Origin of the sequence: Kutzneria sp. NPDC051319, from assembly GCF_040682195.1 — a bacterium.
Lineage (GTDB): Bacteria > Actinomycetota > Actinomycetes > Mycobacteriales > Pseudonocardiaceae > Kutzneria.
In genome coordinates this window covers 80,552-105,007 of the sequence record NZ_JBFBAM010000021.1, presented here as the reverse complement: position 1 = coordinate 105,007, position 24,456 = coordinate 80,552, and the positions used below count along the sequence as shown (strand labels likewise).

The 24,456-nt window shown below is 70.7% G+C and carries 22 protein-coding genes and 1 pseudogene; 12 read left to right on the top strand and 11 right to left on the bottom strand.

Translation table 11 applies throughout. The annotated features are described in order from the left end of the window. The first annotated feature begins 23 nt into the window (after positions 1–23). The 4 genes from AB0M73_RS22635 (at position 24) to AB0M73_RS22620 (ending at position 5,336) form a co-directional block, all read left to right on the top strand. Entirely contained in the window at positions 24–1,358 is a 1,335-nt protein-coding gene (locus AB0M73_RS22635) for a 3' terminal RNA ribose 2'-O-methyltransferase Hen1 (protein WP_363893414.1), read from the top strand. Next, a complete protein-coding gene (locus AB0M73_RS22630; RefSeq protein ID WP_363893411.1) occupies positions 1,355–3,835 on the top strand; it encodes a polynucleotide kinase-phosphatase in 2,481 nt (826 codons plus the stop codon). The genes AB0M73_RS22635 and AB0M73_RS22630 overlap by 4 nt, the downstream gene beginning before the upstream one ends. Then, positions 3,836–4,507, top strand: a complete 672-nt coding sequence (locus AB0M73_RS22625; protein ID WP_363893408.1) for a nucleotidyltransferase domain-containing protein — start codon at positions 3,836–3,838, stop codon at positions 4,505–4,507. Positions 4,508–4,580: 73 nt separating this feature from the next. Further along, positions 4,581–5,336, top strand: a complete 756-nt coding sequence (locus tag AB0M73_RS22620; protein ID WP_363893406.1) for a nucleotidyltransferase domain-containing protein — start codon at positions 4,581–4,583, stop codon at positions 5,334–5,336. Positions 5,337–5,339: 3 nt separating this feature from the next. On the opposite strand, the gene AB0M73_RS22615 is transcribed toward AB0M73_RS22620, so the two are convergent. The 3 genes and pseudogenes from AB0M73_RS22615 to mca form a co-directional block, all read right to left on the bottom strand. Further along, positions 5,340–5,948 (bottom strand): sucrose phosphorylase domain-containing protein, encoded by a 609-nt coding sequence (locus tag AB0M73_RS22615; RefSeq protein ID WP_043719236.1) that lies wholly within the window; start codon positions 5,946–5,948, stop codon positions 5,340–5,342. 27 nt (positions 5,949–5,975) lie between these two features. Further along, positions 5,976–6,164: pseudogene (locus tag AB0M73_RS22610) on the bottom strand (hypothetical protein); the annotation flags it as partial. A gap of 17 nt (positions 6,165–6,181) precedes the next feature. Continuing rightward, positions 6,182–7,063, bottom strand: a complete 882-nt coding sequence (mca, locus tag AB0M73_RS22605) for a mycothiol conjugate amidase Mca (protein ID WP_363893402.1) — start codon at positions 7,061–7,063, stop codon at positions 6,182–6,184. A gap of 120 nt (positions 7,064–7,183) precedes the next feature. Here mca and AB0M73_RS22600 point away from each other — a divergent pair, with 120 nt between their 5' ends. Together AB0M73_RS22600 and greA are read left to right on the top strand one after the other, a co-directional pair. Further along, on the top strand, positions 7,184–7,609 hold the full coding sequence (locus AB0M73_RS22600) for a DUF4307 domain-containing protein (RefSeq protein ID WP_363893399.1): 426 nt from the start codon (positions 7,184–7,186) through the stop codon (positions 7,607–7,609). Positions 7,610–7,819: 210 nt separating this feature from the next. Beyond that, the gene (gene greA, locus AB0M73_RS22595; RefSeq protein ID WP_363893396.1) at positions 7,820–8,320 is read left to right on the top strand and encodes a transcription elongation factor GreA; all 501 of its coding nucleotides are present in this window, start codon (positions 7,820–7,822) and stop codon (positions 8,318–8,320) included. Between the two features lie 28 nt (positions 8,321–8,348). Here greA and AB0M73_RS22590 read toward each other — a convergent pair whose 3' ends face one another. After that, positions 8,349–8,828, bottom strand: a complete 480-nt coding sequence (locus tag AB0M73_RS22590; protein ID WP_043730234.1) for an Lrp/AsnC family transcriptional regulator — start codon at positions 8,826–8,828, stop codon at positions 8,349–8,351. Between the two features lie 157 nt (positions 8,829–8,985). Here AB0M73_RS22590 and hppD point away from each other — a divergent pair, with 157 nt between their 5' ends. Beyond that, positions 8,986–10,167 carry a 4-hydroxyphenylpyruvate dioxygenase gene (hppD, locus tag AB0M73_RS22585; RefSeq protein WP_363893393.1) on the top strand — a complete coding sequence of 394 codons (1,182 nt, stop codon included), beginning with the start codon at positions 8,986–8,988 and terminating at the stop codon, positions 10,165–10,167. 144 nt (positions 10,168–10,311) lie between these two features. Here the strand turns inward: hppD and ilvA are convergent, their stop codons facing one another. Further along, positions 10,312–11,517 (bottom strand): threonine ammonia-lyase, encoded by a 1,206-nt coding sequence (gene ilvA / locus AB0M73_RS22580; protein ID WP_363893390.1) that lies wholly within the window; start codon positions 11,515–11,517, stop codon positions 10,312–10,314. 158 nt (positions 11,518–11,675) lie between these two features. Here ilvA and AB0M73_RS22575 point away from each other — a divergent pair, with 158 nt between their 5' ends. After that, on the top strand, positions 11,676–11,897 hold the full coding sequence (locus AB0M73_RS22575; protein WP_043719250.1) for a hypothetical protein: 222 nt from the start codon (positions 11,676–11,678) through the stop codon (positions 11,895–11,897). Positions 11,898–11,974: 77 nt separating this feature from the next. On the opposite strand, the gene AB0M73_RS22570 is transcribed toward AB0M73_RS22575, so the two are convergent. The 3 genes from AB0M73_RS22570 to AB0M73_RS22560 form a co-directional block, all read right to left on the bottom strand. Continuing rightward, a complete protein-coding gene (locus AB0M73_RS22570; RefSeq protein ID WP_363893387.1) occupies positions 11,975–13,132 on the bottom strand; it encodes a cystathionine gamma-synthase in 1,158 nt (385 codons plus the stop codon). 245 nt (positions 13,133–13,377) lie between these two features. Further along, on the bottom strand, positions 13,378–14,586 hold the full coding sequence (locus AB0M73_RS22565; RefSeq protein WP_363893384.1) for a hypothetical protein: 1,209 nt from the start codon (positions 14,584–14,586) through the stop codon (positions 13,378–13,380). Between the two features lie 88 nt (positions 14,587–14,674). After that, complete coding sequence (locus AB0M73_RS22560; RefSeq protein WP_043719255.1) at positions 14,675–16,045, bottom strand: cystathionine beta-synthase; 1,371 nt, start codon at positions 16,043–16,045, stop codon at positions 14,675–14,677. A gap of 142 nt (positions 16,046–16,187) precedes the next feature. Between AB0M73_RS22560 and AB0M73_RS22555 the strand changes: the two genes are divergently transcribed. Further along, positions 16,188–17,114 carry an SGNH/GDSL hydrolase family protein gene (locus AB0M73_RS22555; RefSeq protein WP_363893380.1) on the top strand — a complete coding sequence of 309 codons (927 nt, stop codon included), beginning with the start codon at positions 16,188–16,190 and terminating at the stop codon, positions 17,112–17,114. Positions 17,115–17,322: 208 nt separating this feature from the next. Here the strand turns inward: AB0M73_RS22555 and AB0M73_RS22550 are convergent, their stop codons facing one another. Continuing rightward, positions 17,323–18,294: an ABC transporter substrate-binding protein gene (locus AB0M73_RS22550; RefSeq protein WP_363893377.1), complete on the bottom strand. Its 972-nt coding sequence runs from the start codon at positions 18,292–18,294 to the stop codon at positions 17,323–17,325. A gap of 99 nt (positions 18,295–18,393) precedes the next feature. Between AB0M73_RS22550 and AB0M73_RS22545 the strand changes: the two genes are divergently transcribed. Then, complete coding sequence (locus tag AB0M73_RS22545) at positions 18,394–19,614, top strand: acetyl-CoA C-acetyltransferase (protein WP_363893374.1); 1,221 nt, start codon at positions 18,394–18,396, stop codon at positions 19,612–19,614. Between the two features lie 17 nt (positions 19,615–19,631). Here the strand turns inward: AB0M73_RS22545 and AB0M73_RS22540 are convergent, their stop codons facing one another. Beyond that, positions 19,632–20,945 carry a hypothetical protein gene (locus AB0M73_RS22540; protein ID WP_363893371.1) on the bottom strand — a complete coding sequence of 438 codons (1,314 nt, stop codon included), beginning with the start codon at positions 20,943–20,945 and terminating at the stop codon, positions 19,632–19,634. Between the two features lie 157 nt (positions 20,946–21,102). After that, positions 21,103–21,885, bottom strand: a complete 783-nt coding sequence (locus tag AB0M73_RS22535; protein WP_363893368.1) for a Bax inhibitor-1/YccA family protein — start codon at positions 21,883–21,885, stop codon at positions 21,103–21,105. Between the two features lie 379 nt (positions 21,886–22,264). Between AB0M73_RS22535 and AB0M73_RS22530 the strand changes: the two genes are divergently transcribed. Both AB0M73_RS22530 and AB0M73_RS22525 read left to right on the top strand, forming a co-directional pair. Then, positions 22,265–23,665, top strand: coding sequence for a SpaA isopeptide-forming pilin-related protein (locus AB0M73_RS22530; RefSeq protein WP_363893365.1), 1,401 nt, complete (start codon positions 22,265–22,267; stop codon positions 23,663–23,665). A gap of 8 nt (positions 23,666–23,673) precedes the next feature. Beyond that, positions 23,674–24,435, top strand: coding sequence for a class F sortase (locus tag AB0M73_RS22525; protein WP_363893362.1), 762 nt, complete (start codon positions 23,674–23,676; stop codon positions 24,433–24,435). Positions 24,436–24,456: the final 21 nt, after the last annotated feature.

Here is a 24,456-nt window from a genome sequence, read left to right as displayed (position 1 = left end):
GGCCATCCGGGACACTGGCGCGTGTGCTCCTGACCCTGACCACCACCATGCCCCGGGCCACTGACCTGGGCTTCCTCCTGCACAAGCACCCGGACAAGGCGCAAACGTTTCCCGTGTCCGCGGGTTGTGCGCACGTGTTCTACCCACGCGCGAACGACACCGAGTGCACCGCGGCGCTGCTGCTGGAGGTCGACCCCATCGCGTTGGTGCGTGGCGATCGAGGTCAGGGCCTGTTCCAGTACGTCAACGACCGGCCGTATGCCGCCAGTTCGATGCTGGCGGTGGCGCTCGGCGCGGTGTTCCGCACGGCCATGAACGGCCGCTGCGACCTGAAGCCGGAGCTGCCGGGACGGAACATGCCGCTGCGGGTGCACCTGCCGGTGGTTCCGGCGCGTGGCGGCGCGGAGCTGGTGCGGCGGCTGTTCGAGCCGCTGGGCTGGCGTGTGGACGTCAACCAGATCGAGGACTCGCGTTACGTCGATCTTCGGCTGGACGGCACGCTGCGGCTGGCCGACGCCCTGAACCACCTGTACGTGCTGCTGCCCGTGCTGGACGACGGCAAGCACTACTGGGTGTCCCAGGACGAGGTCGACAAGCTGCTGCGGGCCGGCGAGGGCTGGCTGGCCGGGCACCCGGAGCGGGAGCTGATCAGCCGGCGATACCTTGCGCACCAGCGGGGTTACGTCCGATCGGCGCTGGAGCGGCTGGGCGAGGTGGACGAGTTCGACACCGAGGACGTGCAGCCGGTAGAGCGCCGAGAGTCCCTCGCGGAGCTGCGTCGGGGCGCGGTGCTGGCCGTGCTGCGGCAGTCCGGGGCGCGGCGGGTGGTGGACCTCGGCTGCGGGCCGGGGGCGCTGCTGCGGCTGCTGGCCAAGGAACCGCAGTTCGAGGAGATCCTCGGCGTCGACGTGTCGGCGGCGGCGCTGCGTGTGGCGGCCGATCGGCTCAGCGACCGCGATCTACGGCGGATCACGTTGCGACAGTCGGCGTTGACGTACAAGGACGCGGAGCTGGCCGGCTACGACGCAGCGGTGCTGATGGAGGTCGTCGAGCACCTCGACCCGCCGCGACTGCCGGCGCTGGAGCGGTCGGTGTTCGGGGCGGCCCGGCCGCGGACGGTGATCGTCACGACGCCGAACGTCGAGTACAACGCCCGGTACGAGGGTCTGGCGGCGGGCGCGTTCCGCCATCCGGACCACCGATTCGAGTGGACTCGGGCGCAGTTCTCGGCGTGGGCGCAAGCCGTTGCCGCGCAGCATGGTTACCGCGTCCAGTACCTTCCCGTCGGAGAGCCGGACCCGGAGCTGGGCCCGCCGACGCAGATGGCCGTTTTCGCACGAGAGGAGGAGTCGTCATGAGCGAGCTCGTCATCCCGCGGTTGTCGCTGGTCGCGCTGGTCGGCGCCTCCGGCTCTGGCAAGTCCACCTTCGCCCGCAGGCACTTCCTCGACACCGAGGTGATCTCCAGCGATCACTGCCGCGGCCTGGTGTCCGACGACGACAACGACCAGTCGGCCACCAACGACGCCTTCGACGTGCTGCACTACATCGCCGGCAAGCGGCTGCACAACGGCCGCCTGACCGTGGTCGACGCGACCAATGTGCAGCGCGAGGGGCGGGCGTCGCTGGTGCGGCTGGCCCGTGAGCACGACGTGCTGCCGGTGGCCATCGTGCTGGACCTGCCGGAGTCCGTGTGTTTCGAGCGCAACCAGGCGCGGGCCGACCGAGACTTCGGTGTGCACGTGATCCGGCGGCAGCGCAACGACCTGCGGCGGTCGCTGCGTTTCCTGGAGAAGGAAGGTTTCCGCCGCGTCCACGTGCTGCGCTCGGTCGAGGAGGTCGAGGCCGCCACGATCCGCCGCGATCCGCTGGTCAACGACCGTCGCGGTGAGACCGGGCCGTTCGACATCATCGGCGACGTGCACGGCTGCCGCCTTGAGCTGACGGAACTGTTGACACGGCTGGGATATCACGTCGACGGCGATTCCGCTTCGCACCCGGCCGGGCGGCGGGCGGTGTTCGTCGGCGACCTGGTCGACCGCGGGCCGGACACGCCGGGCGTGCTGCGGCTGGTGATGAACATGGTCGCCGCCGGAACGGCGCTGTGCGTGGCCGGAAACCACGAGAACAAGCTGGTCCGAGCCCTGCGCGGGCGCAATGTGCAGGTGACGCACGGGCTGGCCGAGTCGCTGGCGCAACTGTCCTCGGAGTCCGACGACTTCCGCAAGCAGGCCGAGCAGTTCTGCTACGACCTGGTGTCGCACTACGTGCTGGACGGCGGCAAGCTGGTGGTGGCGCACGCCGGGCTGCCGGAGCGGTACCAGGGGCGGGCGTCCGGACGCGTGCGCAGTTTCGCGCTGTACGGGGAGACCACCGGCGAGACCGACGAGTACGGCCTGCCGGTGCGGTATCCGTGGGCCAACGACTATCGAGGCAGCGCGACCGTGGTGTATGGCCACACGCCGGTTCCCAACGCGGAGTGGGTCAACAACACCATCTGCCTGGACACGGGATGCGTGTTCGGCGGGCAGCTGACGGCCCTGCGCTATCCGGAGCGGGAGATTGTTTCCGTTGCGGCGCAGCGGGTCTGGTACGAGCCGGTGCGGCCGTTGACGCCGGAGGAGCCGGTGCGGGCGCCGGAGGAACTCGACATCACCGACGTGATCGGCAAGCGGACCGTGCAGACGGCCAACCACGGTCGGCTGACCGTTCGCGCCGAGAACGCGGCGGCGGCGATCGAGGTGATGAGCCGGTTCGCCATCGAGCCGGCCAAGCTGCTGTACCTGCCGCCGACGATGGCGCCCGTGGCCACCTCGGCGCGGCCGGAGGTGTTGGAGCATCCGGAGGAGGCGTTCTCCGCGTACCTGACCGACGGTGTGGACCGGGTCGTGTGCGAGGAGAAGCACATGGGTTCGCGCGCAGTGGTGTTGGTGTCCCGTGATGACGGGGCCGTGCACACCCGGACCGGCCGGTCGTTCTTCGGTCCCGAGCTGACGGGACAGTTGCTGGAGCGGATCCGTTCCGCGGTGGGAAAGTCGCAGCTTTGGTCCACTTTGGACAGCGATTGGCTGCTGCTGGACTGCGAGCTGCTGCCGTGGAACGCCAAGGCCGGCGGGCTGATCCGTGAGCAGTACGCGGCGGTCGGGGCGGCGGCTTCCGGTGCCCTGCCGACGGCCGTCGAGGTGCTGCGGGAGGCTTCAGCACGTGGCGTGGACGTGACGGAGTTGTTGGCGCGCACGGAATCCCGCGCTCACAACGCTGCCGCCTATCGCGAGGCGTACGAGCGGTACTGCTGGCCGACCGAGGGCCTGAGCGGGGTGCGGATCGCCCCGTTCCAGCTGCTCGCGTCGGAGGGCGCCACGTACCACGACCGGCCACACTCGTGGCACCTGTCGGTGGCCGGGCAGCTGGCCGCCGCCGACCCGGAACTGTTCGCCACGACTCAGAATCTGACCGTGGACACCACGGATCCGGAGTCGGTGAAAGCCGGTGTCCGGTGGTGGGAGGAGCTGACCGCGGCCGGCGGCGAGGGCATGGTCGTCAAGCCGCTGGGCAACCTCACGCGCGGGCGGCGCGGTCTGGTGCAGCCGGGGCTGAAGGTGCGTGGGCGGGAGTACCTGCGGATCATCTACGGGCCCGACTACACCGAGCCGGGCAACATCGACCGGCTGCGGCAGCGGGGCTTGGCGGCCAAGCGGTCGCTGGCCGCCCGCGAGTACGCGCTGGGCATCGAGGGGTTGGAGCGGTTGGCCCGGGGAGAGCCGCTGTGGCGCGTGCACGAATGCGTGTTCGCCGTGCTGGCGCTGGAGTCCGAGCCCGTGGATCCGAGGCTGTAGATGATCGAGCACACCGTGTTGTCCGTGGTCATCGGCTCGCACGCGTACGGGCTGGACACCGACGAGTCCGATGTGGACCGTCGGGGCGTGTACGTGCCGCCGACCCGGCTGTTCTGGGCCTTCGAGAAGCCGCCGACCTCGGTCGACGGGCCGGAGCAGGAGCGGGTGAGCTGGGAGGTCGAGCACTTCCTGTCGTTGGCCCTCAAGGCCAATCCGACAGTGTTGGAGGTGCTCGCCTCCGACCTCGTCGAGACGTGCACGCCGCTCGGCGCCGAGCTCCAGGCGCTCCTGCCGGCGTTGTTGTCGCAGCGCGCCGCCGACAGCTACCGGCGGGCCACCGCCCAGCAGTTCGCCCGGGCCGCCGCCGCGATGGCCAGCGGCGGCACGCCACGGTGGAAGCAGGTCATGCACGTCATCCGGCTGCTGACCCTGTGCGACCGGCTGTTGAGCACCGGCGAGCTGGTGCTTCGCGTGGGTGAGCACCGGGCTCAGCTGCTGGCCGTGCGCGACGGGGACGTGCCGTGGAAGGACGTCGTGAAATGGGTGGAGGATCTGCGCGACCGCACCGCGCGGGCCGTGCTCCGCTCGCCGCTGCCCGCAGTGCCCGACACCGCGGCGGTGCAGGACTGGCTCGTGTCGGTGCGCCGGAGATCCGCTTTGGAGGACCAGTGACCGAGCTTGCGAGGGCACCATTCAACACAGGGACCTGGGTCGCAGACCCGCCGAGCGCCAGCGAGGTGGGCCAGTGACCGCGGTGGATGTTCCCGGGCTGCGCGAGGTCGTCGCCGAGCAGCCGTACCGGCTGTTGTTCGCCACCGTGTCCGGCGCGCACCTGTACGGCTTCCCTTCCGCCGACTCCGATGTCGACCTGCGCGGCGTGCACCTGCTGCCCGCCGACGAGGTCGTCGGGCTCCGGCACGGTCCGGAGACCCTGGAGCGCATGTGGATCCGTGACGGCGTCGAGCTCGACCTGGTCACCCACGACCTGCTCAAGTTCACCCGACTTCTGTTGCGGCCCAACGGTTACGTCCTTGAGCAGCTGTTGTCGCCCCTGGTCGTGCAGACCTCCGACGCCCACGCCGAGCTGGCCGGCTTCGCCGCCGGCTGCGTCACGCCCCGGCACGCCCATCACTACCGCGGCTTCGCCCGCACCCAGTGGCAGCTGTTCGGCCGCTCAGGCGAGCTCAAGCCCTTGCTCTACACCTTCCGGGCCCTGCTCACCGGCATCCACCTCATGCGCACCGGCGCCATCGAGGCCGACCTGTCCGTGCTGGTCTCCGAGCTGCACGGGCCCTCGTTCCTGCCCGAGCTCATCACCGCCAAGGCCGCCGGCGAGCACCTCACCCTGACCGGCGGCCCGTCACAGGAACTGTTGTGGCAGACCTACGAACACTGGCTCGCCGAACTGGTCACCGCCCAGGAGCGCTCGACTCTCCCCGACCACCCCTCCGCCGAGGCCGACCTCCACAAGTTCGTGGTCCAACTCCGCCTCGATGCCTGAACCTCAGCCGAGGAGCTTGAGCCAGGGGTGTTCGGGGTGGACGCGGCTGATCAGGTCGGCGCAGTGGTGGCGGCCGGCGGCGTCCAGCCAGGGCAGGGTGGCGACGAGGTCGGCCTCGTCCTTGGCCTGGTTGTGCTTGGCCTTGAACAGCAGCACGAGCTCGGGCCGCAGGTAGCGGATGCCGCGGCCCTCCCAAGTGGCGTCGGACAGCGGGAGCACGAGGGACGGGTCCCGCCCGCACACCCACTCGCCGTCCCGATCGTCGGTGAGCTGGAGGTCGAGCAGCCACGGCGAGGTGGCGTTCTCCCGAAGCCACAGGCCCGAGGCCCAGGACGGCACGCCCTCGGGCCAGACGACGGGGCGTAGGGCGCCGTCGCCAACCGCCCAGATGTGGAAGCTCGGCGCGAAGTGCTCGATCACGGCGGCGGCGTCGCGACGGAAGACGCCGAGGTCGATGTCGCCGTGCTCACGGCGCACGGCGGCGTAGGCCTCGATGGCCCAGCCGCCGTTGACCCACCACGGCGCGTCCAGCCCGGCGCACAGGGCGGCCGCGTCGTCGGGCTTGACCATGCCCCACGGCCCGTACCAGCGGACCGCTTCCTCGTGATCCACCTATTCCCCGGTCTTCGGCTTGTCCTCGGGTTCGTCGAAGCTGGCCGGCACCCGCTTGAGGTGCTTGGTCATCGACCGGATGAGGAACGCGACGGCCACGAAGAACAGGATGAGCACGACAAAGCCGACAGGCGTGGACTTGCCGAAGTCCTCGCCCTGACCGCCCTGGTCGGTGCCGGCGGGGGTGGTGGCGGTAGTGGTCTGGGCCAACGCCACGGGGACCGGTAGACCGGTCACACGTGCACCTTCTCTCGTACTCCGGCGAACAAGTCGTCCTCGGGCAGCGTGGTGTCGACCAGCGACCGGACGAGCTCGTACTCCTCGGTCGGCCAGATCTCACGCTGCAGGTCCAAGGGTACGGCGAACCACCGGGCGGTGGGATCGATCTGGGTGGCGTGCGCGCGCAGCGCCTCCAGCCCCTGCTCGAAGTAGTCGCCGCAGGGCACCTGGGTGGTGACCCGCTCCATGTTGTCCTTGCGGTTCTGGTCCCAGTTGGCCAGCCACTCCCCGTACGGCGACTCCGCGCCCCGGGCCAGCAGCGCCTCATGGAAGGCCACCATCTTGGCCTTGAGGAAACCGTGCGAGTAGTACAGCTTGAGCGTCTGCCACGGCGCGCCGGCCTCGGGGAACTGGTCCGGGTCGGCGGCGGCGTCGAAGGCCGCGACGGACACCTCGTGGCAGCGGATGTGGTCGGGGTGCGGGTAGCCGCCGTTCTCGTCGTAGGTGACGATGACGTGCGGCCGGAACTCGCGCACCACGCGGACCAGCGCCTCGGCGGACTCCTCCAGCGGCACCAGGGCGAAGCAGCCCTCGGGCAGCGGCGGCTTGGGGTCGCCCTCGGGCAGGCCCGAGTCGACGAAGCCGAGCCAGCGGTGCTGGATGCCCAGGATCTTGGCCGCGGTGGCCATCTCCTCGCGGCGGATCTCCGCCATGTTCTCCAGCACGTCCGGGCGGTCCATGGCCGGGTTGAGGATGCTGCCCCGTTCGCCGCCGGTGCAGGTAACGACCATCACGTCGTGCCCCTCGGCGACGTAGCGCGCCATCGTCGCGGCGCCCTTGCTGGACTCGTCGTCGGGGTGCGCGTGCACTGCCATCAGGCGAAGCTTCTCGGCCATGGTCCCCTCATCGTCGTATCCACCCTGCCCGCCGTCTCCGCCGGGGGCCCAGGGATACTCAACCGGACGGTCTCAGCCATTGTTCCAAACCGGTCCGACAGTCCCGAGCGAGGAGGCGGCATGGTCACACAGCGTGAGCTACCGGCCGGCCGCTACGGTTCGCGTGCTCAGCGCCGCGGGCCACGCTGGGTGTACTGGGCCTTACTGGGTGTTTTCGTGGTGGTCGGCCTGGTCGTGGCCTATGTGGCGTACGTCAACCTGGGCGACGGCCCCATCACCACCGAGCCGGCGAGCTACAAGTTCGTGGACGACCACACGACCCAGTTCACGTTCACGGTCACTCGCGACGACCCGTCCAAACCGGCCGACTGCATCGTCCGGACCCGCTCGGCCGACGGCGACGAGGCCGGTGTGCGCGAGGTCTACGTGCCCGCGGGCGGCGCGCAACGCACGGTCGACACGGTGGTGCACACCTCGAAACGAGCAGTGATCGTGGAGGTGTACGGCTGCTCCTACCAGGTGCCCCCATATCTGAAGAACGCCTAGCCGCCAAGCGGGTGAACCACCCCGCAAGCGGTCGTGGACCTGCGAAAATCTCGCCGCCCGCCACGGGTGGCGTGCTAGAATCGCTCGACAGCACGGCCCCTTTCCACGGGCCGTGTTTTTCGTTCCTGGCCTCACGGCCCGGAAGTGCCCGGTATGCCACTGGCATACCGGCGCCCGCGTGTCCGGCGTGGGCCCGGTAGAAACGAGGAGTTGGTGACCGTGAGCGAGACCCAGGTGACCTGGCTGACCCAGGAATCCTACGACCGGCTCAAGCACGAGCTTGACGAGCTGATCGCGAACCGCCCGGTCATTGCCGCCGAGATCAACGCCCGGCGCGAGGAAGGCGACCTCAGGGAGAACGGCGGATACCACGCCGCCCGCGAGGAGCAGGGCAAGCAGGAGGGCCGGATCCGCCAGCTCCAGGAGCTGCTGCGCGTGGCCAAGGTGGGCGAGGCCCCCAAGAACGACGGCATCGCCGAGCCCGGCAAGGTGCTCACCGTCCGTTACGAGGGCGACAGCGACACCGAGCAGTTCCTGCTGGCCACCCGCGAGGAGGGCGCGGAGGGTCCGCTCGAGGTCTTCTCGCCGGCGTCCCCGCTCGGCCGGGCGCTGTTGGGCGCCAAGGAGGGCGAGACCCGGCAGTACGAGCTGCCCAACGGCAAGAGCATGAAGGTCACCCTGGTCAAGGCGGTGCCCTACACCGCCGCCTGACCCCGGGCCGTGACGCCCTGGTCATCGGTCACGGTGACCAGGGCATTTGCTCGTTCGCGACCCGTTGCAGCAGCGGCCGGACCCGTGGCTCGATCGGCGTGGACAGTGCGATCGCCGTGGATGTCCGCTGCACGCCCGGCACCGCCACCACCTCGTCCACCACACGCTGCAGGTCGTCGTTGGACCGCGCGACCATGCGCACGTGCAGGTCGCCCTGGCCGGTGGTGGCGTGCACCTCGCACACCTCGTCGATGGCGGCCAGCTGCGCCGCCACCTCGGAGCGCCGTCCCTGCGCGATCTCCAGCACCGCGAACGCCGTGAGCCCGTAGCCCATCGCGGCCAGGTCGACGGCCGGCGGGAAGCCGCCGAGGATGCCGCGCTCGGTGAGGCGGTCCAGCCGCGCCTGCACCGTGCCGCGCGCCACGCCCAGCCGGCGCGAGCATTCCAGCACTCCCAGCCGCGGCTCGTCGGTGAGCAGCAGCAACAGCTTCGCGTCGAGTGCGTCCATCGGTTCCCGGTCCACCTGGTCAGTCTGCCCAGTTCTGCCGGCGATATCCACGGTTGACCGAGCATGGTGTTCAGTCAAATCAGCGGCTGTTGCGCACGATGTCGGCGGCACGGATGCTTCGGCTAGCTGATTGCACACCGCCACGGGGAGGGTCGCCATGACTGAGATGCTGGACGACGTCAGCTTCGAATCGCTCAAGCAGCTGGTCGGGCTGGTCGACTACGACGCGTCGAAGGACCCGTTCCCGGTCAAGGCGATGGACGCGGTCGTGTTCGTGGCCGGCAACGCCACCCAGACCGCGTGGTTCTACCAGGTGGCGTTCGGCATGCAGCTGGTCGCCTACTCCGGCCCGGAGACCGGCAACCGCGACCACAAGTCGTTCGTGCTGAAGTCCGGCTCGGCCCGCTTCGTGATCAACGGCGGCGTGTCGCCGTCGAGCGCGCTGCTCGACCACCACCGCAAGCACGGCGACGGCGTGGTCGACCTCGCGCTGGAGGTCGGCGACGTCGACCAGTGCATCAAGCACGCCCGGGCCCAGGGCGCCAGCGTGCTGGAGGAGCCCAACGACGTCACCGATGAACACGGCACCATCCGCCGCGCCGCCATCGCCACCTACGGCGAGACCCGCCACACCCTGATCGACCGCTCCCGCTACAACGGCCCGTACCTGCCGGGTTATGTGGCCAGGACCAGCACGGTGAAGCGCCCCGAGGGCGCTCCGAAGCGGCTGTTCCAGGCCGTCGACCACTGCGTGGGCAACGTCGAGCTCGGGCGCATGGACTACTGGGTCGAGTTCTACAACCGGGTCATGGGCTTCGTGAACATGGCCGAGTTCATCGGCGACGACATCGCCACCGACTACTCGGCCCTGATGAGCAAGGTGGTGTCCAACGGCAACCACCGCGTCAAGTTCCCGCTCAACGAGCCGGCCGTGGCCAAGCGCAAGTCGCAGATCGACGAGTACCTGGAGTTCTACAACGGCGCCGGCTGCCAGCACATCGCCTTGGCCACCAACGACATCATCGCCACCGTGACGGCCATGCGGAACGCCGGCGTCGAATTCCTCGACACTCCGGACTCCTACTACGACGACCCGGCGCTGCGGGCCCGGATCGGCGAGGTGCGGCTGCCCATCGAGGTGCTCAAGCAGCACCGGATCCTGGTCGACCGGGACGAGGACGGCTACCTGCTGCAGATCTTCACCGCGCCCATCGGCGACCGGCCGACCGTGTTCTACGAGCTGATCGAGCGCCACGGCTCGCTGGGCTTCGGCAAGGGCAACTTCAAGGCCCTGTTCGAGGCCATCGAGCGCGAGCAGGAGCGCCGCGGCAACCTGTGAGCTTCGCGGGGCTGCGTCCGTCATCCGGCGCAGCCCCCACCCTCCCGGGGTGGCCGCCCCAAGACCATTCTACCCGGCGTGGCCGCTAGTGGATCTTGAAGCCGGGGTCGCTGTGGATAACTCGGCCCCTGTGGACAAGACGGGTCAGCGCAGGACCGTGAAGCCGGCGGCGCGGAGGGCGGCGACCAGTTCGGCGCAGTGCTCGACGCCGCGGGTCTCCAGGTTGAGGGAGACCTCGGCCTCGCCCAGGCGCAGCTGGTCGGACATGCGGGTGTGCTCCACGTCGAGGACGTTCACGCCGAGGTCGCCGAGCATCGTGAGCAGACCGGCCAGGCTGCCGGGCTTGTCGTCGATGCGCAGCCGCAGCGCGAGGTAGCGGCCGGCGGCGCGCATGCCGTGCTGGATGATTTGCAGCAGCAGCAAGGGATCCACGTTGCCGCCGGACAGCACGGCGACCACCGGGCCCTTGAACCGGCCGGGGTACTGCATGAGCGCGGCGATGGTGGCGGCGCCGGCGGGCTCGACGACCTGCTTGGCCCGCTCCATGGACAGCAGCACCGCCCGGGCCAGCGAGTCCTCGGTGACCGTCACGACGTCGTCGACCAGGTCGCGGACGTGCCGGTACGTCAGGGCGCCCGGCTTGGCGACGGCGATGCCGTCGGCCATCGTGCGCACGCCCGGGAGCTTCACCGGCGAGCCGGTGCTGAGCGACTCCGGCAGCGCGGCGGCGTTTTCCGCCTGCACCGCAACGATCTTCACGTCCGGGCGCAGCGCCTTGATCGCCACGGCCACGCCGCCGACCAGTCCGCCGCCGCCCGCGGCCAGCAGCACGGTGCCGACGTCGGGAACCTGGTCCAGGATCTCCAGGCCGATCGTGCCCTGCCCGGCGATCACGTCCGGGTGGTCGAACGGGTGGATGAACACCGCCCCGGTCCGCTGGGCGAAGACGATCGAGGCGGCCAGGGTCTCGTCGAAGGACTCCCCGGTCAGCTTCACGTCGGCGCCGTAGCCGCGGGTCGCCGCGAGCTTGGGCAGCGGGGCCCGGCGGGGCATGAACACCGTGGCCGGAATGCCCAGCAGCGACGCGCCGAGGGCTACTCCCTGCGCGTGGTTGCCGGCGCTGGCCGCAACCACCCCGCGCGAGCGCTCCTCCGCGTCGAGGCCGTGCATGCGCACGTAGGCGCCGCGGATCTTGAACGATCCAGTGCGCTGGAGGTTCTCCAGTTTGAGGAAGACCTCACCGCCCTGAATCTCGCCCAGGACCCGGGAATGCTCCATCGGTGTCTGCCGCACCACTCCCGCGAGCAGCTTCCGGGCCGCCCTCACCCGCTCGACGCTGACCAGCTCCATGGCGCCGATCCTGCCAGTGTGCTGTCCGTCGCCACACCGACGGCCCGTTACGGGTACGCTTGACGCATTCTCACCGGCGCCGGTGACCACTGAACCACGCATGGTCATCGGGACGTAGAAGACAACTACGCCGGGGATATGGACATCGTGGAGGTGGCATGGCACGCGTGGCCCGCATAGCCGGGGTGCTGCCGCTGATCGGGGCGGTCGCATGCGCCGCGGCACTGGCCGGAGCGGCCGTGTTCACCGTGTCGCAGGCCGGCTGCGCCGACGCCGGGCACTACGTGGTCAACGGCAACGTGGTCGAACTGGTCGGCAGCTGCGTCGACAAGCAGGACTTCCCCGGCGCCAAGGAAGCCGCGACCGGCGTCCGCCCCTGAGACGGCAACTTATGCAGTGAAGGACGCCTTACCCTCGTTGAACGAGGGTAAGGCGTCCTTCACTGCATTGGCCGGGGTCAGCCCAGGGCGACGAGGAGGTCTTCGACCAGGTCGTCGGCGGACTCGATGCCGACGGAGAGGCGGACCAGGTCGTCGGGGACCTGGAGGGCGGAGCCGGCGGTGCTGGCGTGGGTCATCTTGCCCGGGTGCTCGATCAGCGACTCGATGCCGCCGAGAGACTCGGCCAGGGTGAACAGCTTGGTGCCGGCGCAGACGTCCAGGGCGGCCTGCTCGCCGCCGGAGACGGTGAACGACACCATGCCGCCGAAGCGGCGCATCTGCTTGGCGGCGACCTCGTGGCCGGCGTGCTCGACCAGGCCGGGGTAGAACACCTTGGTCACCTTGGGGTGGCTGACCAGGGCCTCGACCACGCGCTCGGCGTTGTCGCTGTGGCGGTCCATCCGCACGGCCAGCGTCTTGAGGCCACGCAGCGTCAGCCACGAGTCGAACGGGCCGGGCACGGAGCCGGCGGCGTTGCGCAGGAAGGCGAACTTCTCGTGCAGCTCGTCGTCGGAGGTGACCAGGGCGCCACCGACCACATCGGAGTGACCGCCGAGGTACTTGGTGGTGGAGTGCAGCACGATGTCGGCGCCGAGGCCGAGCGGCGACTGCAGGTACGGGGTGGCGAAGGTGTTGTCCACCACCAGCCGCGCCTCGGCGTCGTGCGCGATGCCGGCCAGGGCGGCGATGTCGGCGATGCCCAGCAGCGGGTTGGTGGGCGTCTCGACCCAGATCACCTTGGTCTCCGGGCGAACCGCGGCCCGCACGGCGTCCACATCGGACAGATGCACCGGCGTGTGCTCGACGCCCCACTGGCTGAGCACCTTGTCCACCAAGCGGAAGGTGCCGCCGTAGGCGTCGTCCGGGATGATCACGTGGTCGCCCGGGCGGACCAGCGACCGCAGCGCGATGTCGGAGGCGGCCATGCCGGAGGCGAAGGCCAGCGCGTGCCGGCCGCCCTCCAGTGACGCGAGGCACTCCTCGAGCGCGGTGCGGGTCGGGTTGGCGGTGCGGGAGTACTCGTAGCCACCGGCCCGCAGCCCGCCGACGCCGTCCTGGGCGAACGTGGAGGTCTGGTAGATGGGCACGATGACCGAGCCGGTGTGCGGGTCAGGCTCCTGCCCGGCGTGGATCGCCCTGGTCTCGAAACCGTGTCGGGCGGTGCTGTCCGTCATGCACAGAGCCTACGTCGCGGGACTGGTCCCCTCGAGCGAAGGTAGACGCCGGTCACAGGGGCGCTGGCGAGCACGATCAAGACGACGGCCAGCACCAACAGGGTCAACGGCACGAGCACCGGCGGCGCCAGCACGGCGGCGGTCACCGTGGTGCCGGGCTGAAACCCGAGGCTTCATCACCTCAACACAAAACGCCGCCGGGCGGTTCGCAGTGGAACCGCCCGGCGGCGTTCGATCGGGTTACCTCACTGGCCGTACGGGCCGGGCTGCTGCGGCGGCTGCCCGTAACCGGGCTGCTGCGGCGGCTGCCCGTAGGGCGAGGGCTGGCCGAACTGCGGCGCCTGCGGCTGGCCGAAGCCACCGGTCGGCGGCTGCTGGGGCTGCCCGTAGGGCTGACCCGGCTGCGGCTGGCCGAACTGCGGAGCCTGGGGCTGGCCGAACTGCTGCTGCGGCTGGCCGTACTGGGGCTGCTGACCGAACTGCTGCTGGCCGAAGGGCTGGCCGTACTGGGGCTGCTGCCCGTAGCCGCCGGCGCCTTGCGGCGCGGCCCCGCGCTTGGCCGCCATGTTGGCCGTGGTCGACGGCATCCACCACAGCACGAGCAGACCAATGAACAGCACGATCTCGATCAGCGAGACCACCGGGTTGGCCCCGATCTGCAGCAGCGCGCTGATCAGGCCGAGGCCGAAGAACACCGTGAGCACGATCCGGCCCCAGTTGGCGCCCTGCCCGGCGAACCAGGCGCACGCGCCGGCGCCGAGCGCGATCACCAGCGCGAAGATCGCGGTGAAGATCAGCAGGCCGGTGCTGTAGCGCGAGCTCAGCAGGCCGATCACCGACACGATGCTGGAGATGACACCGAACGCCATCAGGACGATCGTCGCCCACATCGCGATCGGCAGCGTGTTCGTGGCGCCGCCCGCGGCGCCGCCGCCCATCGGCTGGGCACCGTAGCCCGGCTGCTGGGTCGCCCACGCCGGCTGCTGCGGCGCGCCGAACGGCGGCTGGCCGAACTGCTGCTGCTGCGGCTGACCGAAAGGCTGACCCGGCTGGGGCATACCCGCCTGGGGCATGCCCGGCTGCTGCGGGAAGCCGCCGCTGCCGGGCGCGCCGTAGGGCTGCGGCTGCTGGCCGAACGGGCTCGGCGCGGGCTGCTGACCGAACGACGGCGTCGCCGGCTGGGCCGGCATCGGGCCGCTCGGCGGGTTGGCGTACCCGGGCGGGCTGTAGGTCGGCCCGGCCGGCGGCTGCTGGCCGGGCGGCACCACCTGGGTGGAGTCGGCGGGCGGAGGCATCGTCGCTCCCGGTGACGGCAGGTCGCCCGGCCGCACCACCTGGGTGGCGTTGGCGTCCGCGGGACTGGTGGCCGGCGGCTGGGATCCCGCCCCGACCACCTGGGTGGCCTCCGGGTTCACCGCGGAGTCACCGGTCTCCGGCGGCTGTGGATCACTCATCGGGTTTCCAACCCCCTTGGGCCCTTGACGTCACGTCGCGCGTAACGCTAGCCCATACGACGGAGCACCGCCGCCCGCCTGGCAAGACTCATCGACCAGCGAGAAATCCGAGGATGTCGTGCCGGGTGACCACGCCCGCGGGCTTCCCGTCGACCAGCACCATCGCCCCGTCCGCGGCCGACAGCGCGTCCATCGCGACGCCCACCGGCTCACCAGCGCCGATGGTCGGCAGCGGCGGCGACATGTGCTGCTCGACCCGGTCGGCGAGCTGCGCCTTCCCGGTGAACAGCGCGTCGAGCAGGTCGCGCTCGTTGAGCGCGCCGGCCACCTCGGCCGCCATCACGGGCGGCTCGGCGTTGACGACCGGCATCTGGGAGACCTCGAACTCGCGCAGGATGGCGATGGCCTCGGCGACCGTCTCGTTCGGATGCACGTGCACCAGCTCGGGCATCGTGCCGTCCTTGCGGCGCAGCACGTCGCCGGCGGTCGCGCCGGTGTGGTCGGGCGAGAGGAAGCCGTAGGAGGACATCCAGGTGTCGTTGAAGACCTTGGACAGGTAGCCGCGGCCACCGTCGGGCAGCAGCACCACGATCACGTCGTCCGGGCCGCAGCGGCGGGCCAGCTCGATCGCGGCCGCGGCGGCCATACCGCAGGAGCCGCCGACCAGCAGGCCCTCCTCGCGGGCCAGGCGACGGGTCACCTCGAACGAGTCGGCATCCGAGATCGGGATGATCTCGTCGCAGATGTCGCGGTCGTAGGTGGTCGGCCAGAAGTCCTCGCCGACGCCTTCGACCAGGTACGGCCGGCCGGAGCCGCCCGAGTACACGGAGCCCTCCGGGTCCGCGCCGATGATCTTCACGCGGCCGTCGGACACCTCCTTGAGGTACCGGCCCGTGCCGGTGATCGTGCCGCCCGTGCCCACACCCGCGACGAAGTGCGTGATCTTGCCCTCGGTCTGCCGCCACAGCTCCGGCCCCGTGGAGTGGTAGTGGCTCTCCGGGTTCTGCGGGTTGGCGTACTGGTTGGGCTTCCAGGCGCCGGGGATCTCGCGGACCAGCCGGTCGGAGACGTTGTAGTACGAGTCGGGGTGCTCCGGGGCGACCGCGGTCGGGCACACCACGACCTCGGCCCCGTAGGCCTTGAGCACGTTGCGCTTGTCCTCGCTGACCTTGTCCGGGCAGACGAAGACGCACTTGTAGCCCCGGCGCTGGGCGACCAGCGCCAGGCCGACGCCCGTGTTGCCGGAGGTCGGCTCCACGATCGTGCCGCCCGGCTTGAGCTCGCCCGAGCGCTCGGCGGCCTCCACCATGCGCAGCGCGATGCGGTCCTTGACGCTGCCGCCGGGGTTGAAGTACTCGACCTTGGCCAGCACCAGGGGCGCCAGACCGTCGACGAGGGCGTTCAACCGCACCAGCGGGGTGTTGCCGACGAGGTCGACTACGTGATCGACGTACTCCACCGAAGGCCCTTCTCGAATTGGCGTCTCGTGAACTGGCCGCAGCCTAACTCGTTCCGGGGAACCATCGTGGCTGCGTGGTGTTAATCCCAATGGAGGAGTCGACGATCTGACTGGTGGGAGAATGGAACGGGGGAGGTCAGTCATGGGTGTGATGCGGGGAGTTCGGTTCATCGCGCTGGCCGCCGGCACGCTCGGCGGGCTCTACGGCGCGGCATATGGGCTGCTCACGGGGCAGGCGCGGCGCGCGGAGCGGATCATCGGGCCGCCCGTCGCCCCGCCCTGGCTGGCCGACGGCGTCTACCTGCCCGACGGTTCCGGCCCCGTGCCGCCCTCCGACGAGGACGACGCCCTGCGGTTCGCCATGTTCGGCGACTCCATGGCGGCCGGTCTCGGCGTGGACTCCGCCGACCAGCTGCCCTCCGTCGTGCTGGCCAGAGGCTTGGCCGAGGAGGCCGACCGGCCCGTGCGCCTCGACACCTACGCCGTCGTCGGCGCCGCCACCAAGGACCTGTCGGCCCAGGTCGAACAGGCCCTGGTGACCCCGCCGCACGTCGCCGTGATCATCGTCGGCGCCAACGACGTCACCACGCTGACCACCGTTCCCGACGCCGTCGCCGGCCTCGAACGGGTGATCCGCACCCTCCAGGACGCCGGCTGCGGCGTGGTCGTCGGCACGTGCCCCGACCTCGGCGTGATCCGCCCCATCGCGCAGCCCTTGAAGTCCATCGCCCGGGTCTGGAGCCTGTTGTTGGCCCGGGGTCAGCGCAAGGCCGTGGCGCGGCTCGGGGCCATCCCCGTGCCCCTGGCCGACCTGCTGGCCCCCGAGTTCCTGGCCCGGCCGCGGGAGTTCTTCAGCTCCGACCAGTTCCACCCCAGCGCCGTCGGCTACGACGCCGCCTGCTCCGTGCTGCTGCCCGCCCTGTGCACCGTCGCCGGCGTGTGGACCGGCGGGCCGCTGCCCCGGCTGCCCTTCCGCTCCCCCTTGGCCGAGGCCCGCCGTCCCACGGCCAAGTTCATCGCCCGCCTCAACCTCCGCTTCGGCAAACCCGTGCGTCAGCTGGCCCAGTAACCGAGTTGTCCACAGGCCGCCAGTTGTCCACAGGCACCTCGGTTTCAAGATCAACTTCGAGGGCGGGTTGGTAGGCTGGCGACGGGGCTGCCCCCGGGTTGGTCGGGGGTCGGTTGCGTGGGGGTCGGTTGCGTGGGGGTCGGCTGCGTGGGGGTCGGCTGCGTGGGGGTCGGCTGCGTGGGGGTCGGCTGCGTGGGGGTCGGCTGCCTCAGCCGAGGGTGCGGAAGCGCTCGGGGGCCGCGGGGTCGCGGTCGACGACCTGGACCGGCGCCCAGGCCCACTGCCACACGACGCTGCCGGGCGGGCAGGAGAAGGTGACGCGGCCTCGGGTTCCCTCGATGTCGACGTCGGCCCAGGACACGCCGCGGAGCACCTCGGCCAGGGCGAGGATGGTGTCGTAGCCCTCGAAGGCCACGAACGAGGGCTCCTCGCCGAGCCGGTCGCGGAGGGCGGCCTCGACGCGTGTGCCGAGCGGGCTGAGGCTTTCCGGCAGGTAGCGCAGGAACGGAATGCCGGCGCCGAGTGGGGTGGCCCATGAGGCGAACTCGGGCTGCCCGGCCGGTGCGCCGATGAGCATCCCGGCCAGCCGCGGGTCCTCGCGGACGGCGCGGATCAGGGACTGGGCGGGCTCGGGCGTGCCGACGAGGAGCAGGACAGCGGTGGCACGGCTGGCGGCGAGGTCGTCGCACAGGCCGTCCAAGGACAGTTCGACGACGTCGAGGTGGCTGCGCAGGATCCGGGTGCCGGCGGCCCAGTAGGCGCTGGGCTGGGCGGCGACGGCGACGCGGGTGTGGCCGGCCCGGCGAAGGAAGTCGGCGTGGATCCGCCAGCCGTGGGACTGGGCCGGGGCGATGCGGGCGACGTGGTCGCTCGGCTCGTCGGTGAGGGCGTCGAGCACGGCGGACGAGCAGAGGAACGGCAGCTCCAGGGCCTCGGCCCGCGCGGCGACGGCCCGGGCGACGACGCTGTGGTACTCCCCGACGATGGCCGCCACGCCCAGTTGGGCCAGCTCGTCCACGGCCGCGGCCGCCCGTGCGGGGTCGGCGGCGGTGTCCCGGACCAGCAGCTCGAAGGGCATGTCGGCCGCCGCCAGTTCGAGGCCGGCCAGCAGGTGTCGACCGGCCTCGACCCAGCCGGGCGCGGTCAACGGGGCGAGGGCGCCGATCCTGTCGGTGTTCATACGTCCCCCAGATTCGAGAGCTGGACCACAGTCACGGGGTGGGTCCGGTCGCTAGACTCCGCAGGTTACCAATCAGTAGCGAACCGAAGGAGTTTCGCGATGCCCGAGGCCGTGATCGTCTCCGCCGCCCGCTCCCCGATCGGTCGGGCCGGCAAGGGATCGCTCGTGTCGATCCGCCCCGACGACCTGGCCGTGCAGATGGTCCGGGCGGCGCTGGACAAGGTGCCGGCGCTGGACCCGACCCAGATCGACGACCTGATCATGGGCTGCGGCCTGCCCGGCGGCGAGCAGGGGTACAACATCGGCCGCGTGGTGTCGGTGCTGATGGGCATGGACCACCTGCCCGGCTGCACGGTGACCCGCTACTGCGCCTCCAGCCTGCAGTCGATCCGGATGGCCTTCCACGCCATCAAGGCGGGCGAGGGCGACGTCTTCGTCTCGGCCGGCGTCGAGACCGTGTCGCGGTTCGCGAAGGGCAGCTCGGACGGCCTCCCGGACACCAAGAACCCGCTGTTCGCCGACGCCGAGGCCCGCACCGACGCGACCGCCCAGAACAGCGGCGGCCAGTGGCACGACCCGCGCGAGGACGCCAACACGCCGGACATCTACATCGCGATGGGCCAGACCGCCGAGAACCTGGCCCTGCTCAAGGGGGTCAGCCGCGAGGAGATGGACGAGTTCGGGGTCCGCTCCCAGAACCTGGCCGAGAAGGCCATCGCCGACGGCTTCTGGCAACGCGAGATCACCCCGGTGACGCTGCCGGACGGCACGGTCGTGTCGGCCGACGACGGCCCGCGCGCGGGCGTGACGCTGGAGAAGACGGCCACGCTCAAGCCGGTGTTCCGCCCCGACGGCCGGGTCACGGCCGGCAACTGCTGCGCCCTCAACGACGGCGCGGCCGCGGTGGTCGTGATGAGCGACACCAAGGCCAAGGAGCTGGGTCTGACCCCGCTGGCCCGCATCGTGGCCACCGGCGTCTCGGGCCTGTCCCCGGAGATCATGGGCCTCGGCCCGGTCGAGGCGTCCAAGCGGGCGCTGGCCAAGGCCGGCCTGTCCATCGGGGACATCGACCTGGTCGAGATCAACGAGGCGTTCGCCGCCCAGGTCATCCCGTCCTACCAGGACCTGGGCATCCCGCTGGAGAAGCTGAACGTCAACGGCGGCGCGATCGCGGTCGGCCACCCGTTCGGCATGACCGGCGCCCGCATCGCCACCACGCTGATCAACTCGCTGCAGTTCCACGACAAGCAGTTCGGCCTGGAGACGATGTGCGTCGGCGGTGGCCAGGGCATGGCCATGGTGCTGGAGCGCCTGAGCTGATCCCCCAGATGTGACGATCACAGGCCGGCGTCGACCACGACGCCGGCCTTGTTCGTCACCACGTGCACGGGGTTTTTGGTGTGCAGCAGTGTGCCGCAGCCGAGGTTGTCGAACGAGCCGGCCAACCGTTGGGCCAGGAACGTGAACAGGGTGCTGGCCGCGCCGGGGTCCGGCGACGGGGCGACCTTGGTGAAGCGGGCGTCCAGCTTGGTGCGCTGCAGGCCCGTGGTGAACAGCTGCCGGCAGTAGGCCTGCGGCGTCTCGGCGCGGGTGTTGATCGCCGGCATGTCCACCCCGACCCGGTAGAGATTCGTCTTGGTGACACTGGTCTTCGTGCCGTCCAGCACCATCGGGTCGTTGGTCGGCACGAGGGCCATCGGCGCCGCCTGCCGGGTGGCGGCCTGCAGCTCGTCCAGGGCCAGCGAGGTGACCTGCCGGCCGCTGGCCAGGTCGGCCGCGGTGTACGGCGTGCAGCCCAGCGCCGGGTCGACGAAGGCGTCGAGCAGCACGTTGTCGCTGCCGTTGGACAGCTTGGCCCTGGTCTTGGCGCGCACCTTCCGGAAGCCCAGCTTGGACTCGTTGGCCGGGGTGTCCTGCGCGACGCGGCCGTCCCGGGCCTGCAGGTACGTCGTGGTGACGTTGTCGCTCTGGTCCTGGTCGACCAGCCCGAAGTCACGGGTGGTCATGCACGGCCGGCCGTCCTTGCCGGTGCCCAGCGGCGGGATGACGAGCTTCTTGCCGGCGATCGCGTTGTTGGCGGCGGCGAAGAACGGCTGCGCGTTGCAGTAGGCGTACTGCCCGAACACGCCGGTGTGGTCGCCGTTCACGCACGTGCCGGTGTCGCCACGCAGCGTCAGGTTGGCGCCGTTGAAACCGAACCAGATGCCGACCACGGCGCCACGCGGCAGGGTCGGCGGCGTCGGCGCGATGGCCGGCTTGCTGCCCCTGTCGATCACCAGCGGGTCGTACACGGACAGCTTGCCGGTGGCCGGGTCGAGAATCGTCGCCTGCACGAACGCCGACTGGTCGGCGTTGGTCTCCTGGCAGCGGCCGCGGGCCGCGCTCAGCACGTACGGCGTGGCCAGCCCGTTGGCCGACAACGGGTTGGCCGGCACCTGGAGCGTGCAGTCCGGGTTGGCGATATCGGCCTGGTTCGCCGCCAACTGCGGATCTCCTTGCACGGCAACAGATGCCACCACGGCCACGGCGGCGGCGACCACCGCGAGCGCCGGCACGCCGAGGGCGAGCCGGCTGCGCACGGTGAGCTTGCGCAGTTGGGGCAGCATGAACGTCGGCCGGATGGTCTTCCAGCGCATGGGTCTTTCCGTCACAGGTCTCTCCTCCATGAGGGCCCACTCCACCGATCCGCACTACGCGGCACGGTCGGTTCGGGTTCACCCGCAACGGAAATCCACCCGTTACAGCGGAAAGCGCCGACATCCTCACGGATGCCGGCGCCTTCTGGCAAGACCTGTTGGCCTTGGTTGACTAATTGCGTTGCAACTGCGCGAGCAGGTTGAGGATCTCGATGTACAGCCACACCAACGTGACCATCAGTCCGAACGCGATGAACCAGGCGAACCTGGCCGGCGCGCCGGCGCGGATGGCCCGGTCGGCCTGGTCGAAGTCCAGCAGCAGGTTGAACGCGGCGATGCCGATGAACACCAGGCTCACCACGATGGCCAGCGGGCCGTTGCCGCGAATGCCGAGGTTGAGGCCGAAGAAGGACATCAGCAGGTTGAGCAGCATGATCGCCGCCGCGCCCATGGTCGCGCCGATGATCCACTTGGTCAGCCGCGGCGTCACCTTGACCGCGCCGGTCCGGTAGAGGACCAGCATGGTGGCGAACACCACGACGGTGCCGATGATGGCCTGCACGGCCACGCCCGGCACCAGGTAGTCGATGACCCGGGTGATGGTGCCGAGGAACACGCCCTCAACGGCCGCGTAGGCCAGCACCAGCGCCGGGTTGGTGGACTGCTTGAACGTGATGAACAGCGCCAGCCCGAAGCCCACCAGGGCGGCGAGCAGCGCGAAGCCGGGCGCCAGTCCGATGTAGGCGGTCAGCCCGCCCACCACGACGGTGGTGCCCAGCGCGGCCGCGGTCTTGGTGACCACGTCGTCGGCCGTCATCGGCCGGTCGGCGGCGGTGGGTGGCGCGGGCGGGTAGCCGTACCCCGTCTGCTGCTGCCCCTGATAGCCGAAGCCCGCGTAGCCGCCCTGGCCCTTGCCGGACAGCGTGCGGAACGCCGGGTTGCTCGATGTGCGCACCTGGTCCTCCTGGAACGTGTGGCGCCTACAGCCCGTACAACGGTAACCGTGATCGATCGGTTCCCCGTGGGGCAAAGGTCACTTTACCAACATGGACGAACGTGCACTGATCTGTTCGGCGTAGCGGTCAACTCCTTCACACCGTATTGACACTCTAGGTGTGCTCGGACATCCTCCCGCTGGCGGCTTGCCCGCCGCCCGCGGGCCAGCCAGGCTCGCAGGGCGGCCACCACGGCTTTCTCGTTCCGTCGGGGAAACGAGCCCCGGACGCCGCCATACAGACGTCCGACCTAACGAGGGGCACCGCGCCGCGGGGAAGCGGCACGGCGCCCGTGAGGGAGCGCAGGACCGTTTGGGACTGAGCAAACTGGTCGCTGGGGTGACCGGGATCACGATGTTGGCCGGGGCGGCCATGCTGGCCGCGCCGATCACCGCGTCGGCCAACACCGGCAGTCGCGGTGTCGGCCAGGAGGTGACACCGGCCCAGCCGTACCACGGCAACCAGGATCCGTCCGACTGGCTGGGGTCCTATGTGGTGGGCGGCAAGGACGTCTACTGCGTCCGCTTCGCGCTCAACGCGCCCGACAGCGACACCCAGTACAAGCCGGGCGAGCCGCTCAAGGACAAGTGGGGCAAGGACCTCGACCCCGTCGTCGCGGCCAAGATCTCGTACCTGCTGCTGCGCTACGCGGGCACCAAGGACGCCGACCAGGCGGCCGCGCTCGCGCACCTGCTGCACAGCTACACCTCCGGGGTGCCCGCGGGCGACCCGAGGCTTGACCCGGCCAACGACTTCAACCACATCGCCTACGACATCGCGGGCCACCTCGACAAGCTCAAGGCCCAGCACCCCCAGGCCGCCGACGCTGTTACGGCCGAGGAGGCCGACGCGACGGCCAACCAGGGCCCCTGGGACGTCGCGGTGACCGCGCCGACCGGCGCCCAGGTCATCGGCACCCCGGACAAGTGGACGGTCAAGGTCACGCACGCCGGCACCGACAAAGCGATCACCGGCGCGCCGGTGAAGCTGACCGTCACCGACGGCACCGTCGACAAGGACACCGTGACCACGCCGGCCGACGGCAGCCCGCTGGTCGTCAACGTCACGCCGACCGGTCCCAAGCCGACGGTCAGGGTGGACCTGAGCGCCCCGGCCGACCAGCCGGTCGTGCAGGCGCCGGTGAACACCGGCGGGGCCATCCAGTGGATCGTGTCCACGGGCGGCGAGAAGGCCCTGACCGCGAACGCGACCACCACCGCCAAGACCGCGCCCGGCGCCGTCAAGGTGACCAAGGTGGACAGCAGGACCAACGCCGGCCTCGCGGGCGTGCAGCTGCGGATCACCGCCAAGGACAAGACCGCCGCGGCCGTGAAGCAGGACGGCACTGCCCTCAACGGAACCGACGGCAAGCCGCTGGTCGTCACGACCGGGGCCGACGGCACCGCCACCGTCGACAATCTCCAGACGCCGCAGGACATCTGCCTGATCGAGGTGGCCGCGCCGAGCGGGTACGACGAGAACTTCGACGCCTCGTCGCCGCCCAGCGTCTGCGGTTCCGTCGAGCCGGGCAAGACCTTGGCGTTGCAGCTGGCCAACACGCCGAACAAGCCGACCGTGCCGGTCAAGATCCCGGCCGGCGGCTCGCCGATGGTCGCCGACGCGGCCACCGTCACCGAGATCGACCCGGGCGCGCTGGCCGGGATCGGCGGCCTCCTGGTGATCGCGCTGGGCGGCGTCGGATTCCTGCTGCGTCGTCGGCGGATCGCCTCGCGAGGCTGAGCAGGCTCATGGGCAAGCACCGGGCGTCGGGAGCCCGCTGGCCGGTCTCGGCCGGCGGGTTCCCCGTCGCGGGCCGATCCAGGTACCGGAGTCCGAACGCCGCCGCGGGCACCGCGGTCAGCGGCGTGGTGGGGTTGACGATGATCGCCGTCGCGGCCGGGGCGACGCTGTTCGGCCAGCCGCAGCACGTTCCGGGCTCGCCGCTGCCGGTCGGCCACACCCAGACCGTCGACCCGCAGGCCGGCCCGGCCCCCGTGGCCGCGCCGTCCACCACAACAACATCACCGGCCGCTCCTCCGCCGCCGAAGACGTCGTCCACCCCGCAGCCGCCGGGGCCGAACACCGTGCTGCTGCCCAAGGGCGGCCGGGCCTCGCTCGTGCGCAGCGTTGTCGCCGGCGACGGCACGCTCCAGATCCCGAACGGCGTGAGCAAGGCCGCGCTCTGGGGCGCCGCGCTGGACGGGCCGGCCGGGGCGACGCTGATCGCCGGGCACATCAACTGGGACGGCGTCGCCGGGCCGTTCGCCGAGCTGTGGGGCGCGCAGGCCGGGCAGCACGTCACCGTCGTCGACGGCAGCGGCAAGCAGCTGACCTACGTCGTCGACCAGGTCCTCACCGTGGGCAAGGACAATCTGCCGCAGCACGCGGACGAGCTGTTCGGCCAGACCGGTCCGCACCGGTTGGTGCTGGTCACGTGCGGCGGCAAGTGGGTCGGCGGCGCGCTGGGCTACGACGAGAACCGTGTGGTGATCGCGCACCCCGTGCCCTGACGACAACCGAGACGGGGTCTG

Bases quoted from the DNA above. Each gene is read 5' to 3' on its own strand.
- AB0M73_RS22630 (WP_363893411.1), top strand. From the start codon at position 1,355: ATGAGCGAGCTCGTCATCCCGCGGTTGTCGCTGGTCGCGCTGGTCGGC.
- AB0M73_RS22625 (WP_363893408.1), top strand. From the start codon at position 3,836: ATGATCGAGCACACCGTGTTGTCCGTGGTCATCGGCTCGCACGCGTAC.
- mca (WP_363893402.1), bottom strand. From the start codon at position 7,063: ATGGCCGAGAAGCTTCGCCTGATGGCAGTGCACGCGCACCCCGACGAC.
- AB0M73_RS22600 (WP_363893399.1), top strand. From the start codon at position 7,184: ATGGTCACACAGCGTGAGCTACCGGCCGGCCGCTACGGTTCGCGTGCT.
- AB0M73_RS22590 (WP_043730234.1), bottom strand. From the start codon at position 8,828: ATGGACGCACTCGACGCGAAGCTGTTGCTGCTGCTCACCGACGAGCCG.
- hppD (WP_363893393.1), top strand. From the start codon at position 8,986: ATGACTGAGATGCTGGACGACGTCAGCTTCGAATCGCTCAAGCAGCTG.
- ilvA (WP_363893390.1), bottom strand. From the start codon at position 11,517: ATGGAGCTGGTCAGCGTCGAGCGGGTGAGGGCGGCCCGGAAGCTGCTC.
- AB0M73_RS22575 (WP_043719250.1), top strand. From the start codon at position 11,676: ATGGCACGCGTGGCCCGCATAGCCGGGGTGCTGCCGCTGATCGGGGCG.
- AB0M73_RS22570 (WP_363893387.1), bottom strand. From the start codon at position 13,132: ATGACGGACAGCACCGCCCGACACGGTTTCGAGACCAGGGCGATCCAC.
- AB0M73_RS22565 (WP_363893384.1), bottom strand. From the start codon at position 14,586: ATGAGTGATCCACAGCCGCCGGAGACCGGTGACTCCGCGGTGAACCCG.
- AB0M73_RS22555 (WP_363893380.1), top strand. From the start codon at position 16,188: ATGGGTGTGATGCGGGGAGTTCGGTTCATCGCGCTGGCCGCCGGCACG.
- AB0M73_RS22550 (WP_363893377.1), bottom strand. From the start codon at position 18,294: ATGAACACCGACAGGATCGGCGCCCTCGCCCCGTTGACCGCGCCCGGC.
- AB0M73_RS22545 (WP_363893374.1), top strand. From the start codon at position 18,394: ATGCCCGAGGCCGTGATCGTCTCCGCCGCCCGCTCCCCGATCGGTCGG.
- AB0M73_RS22525 (WP_363893362.1), top strand. From the start codon at position 23,674: ATGGGCAAGCACCGGGCGTCGGGAGCCCGCTGGCCGGTCTCGGCCGGC.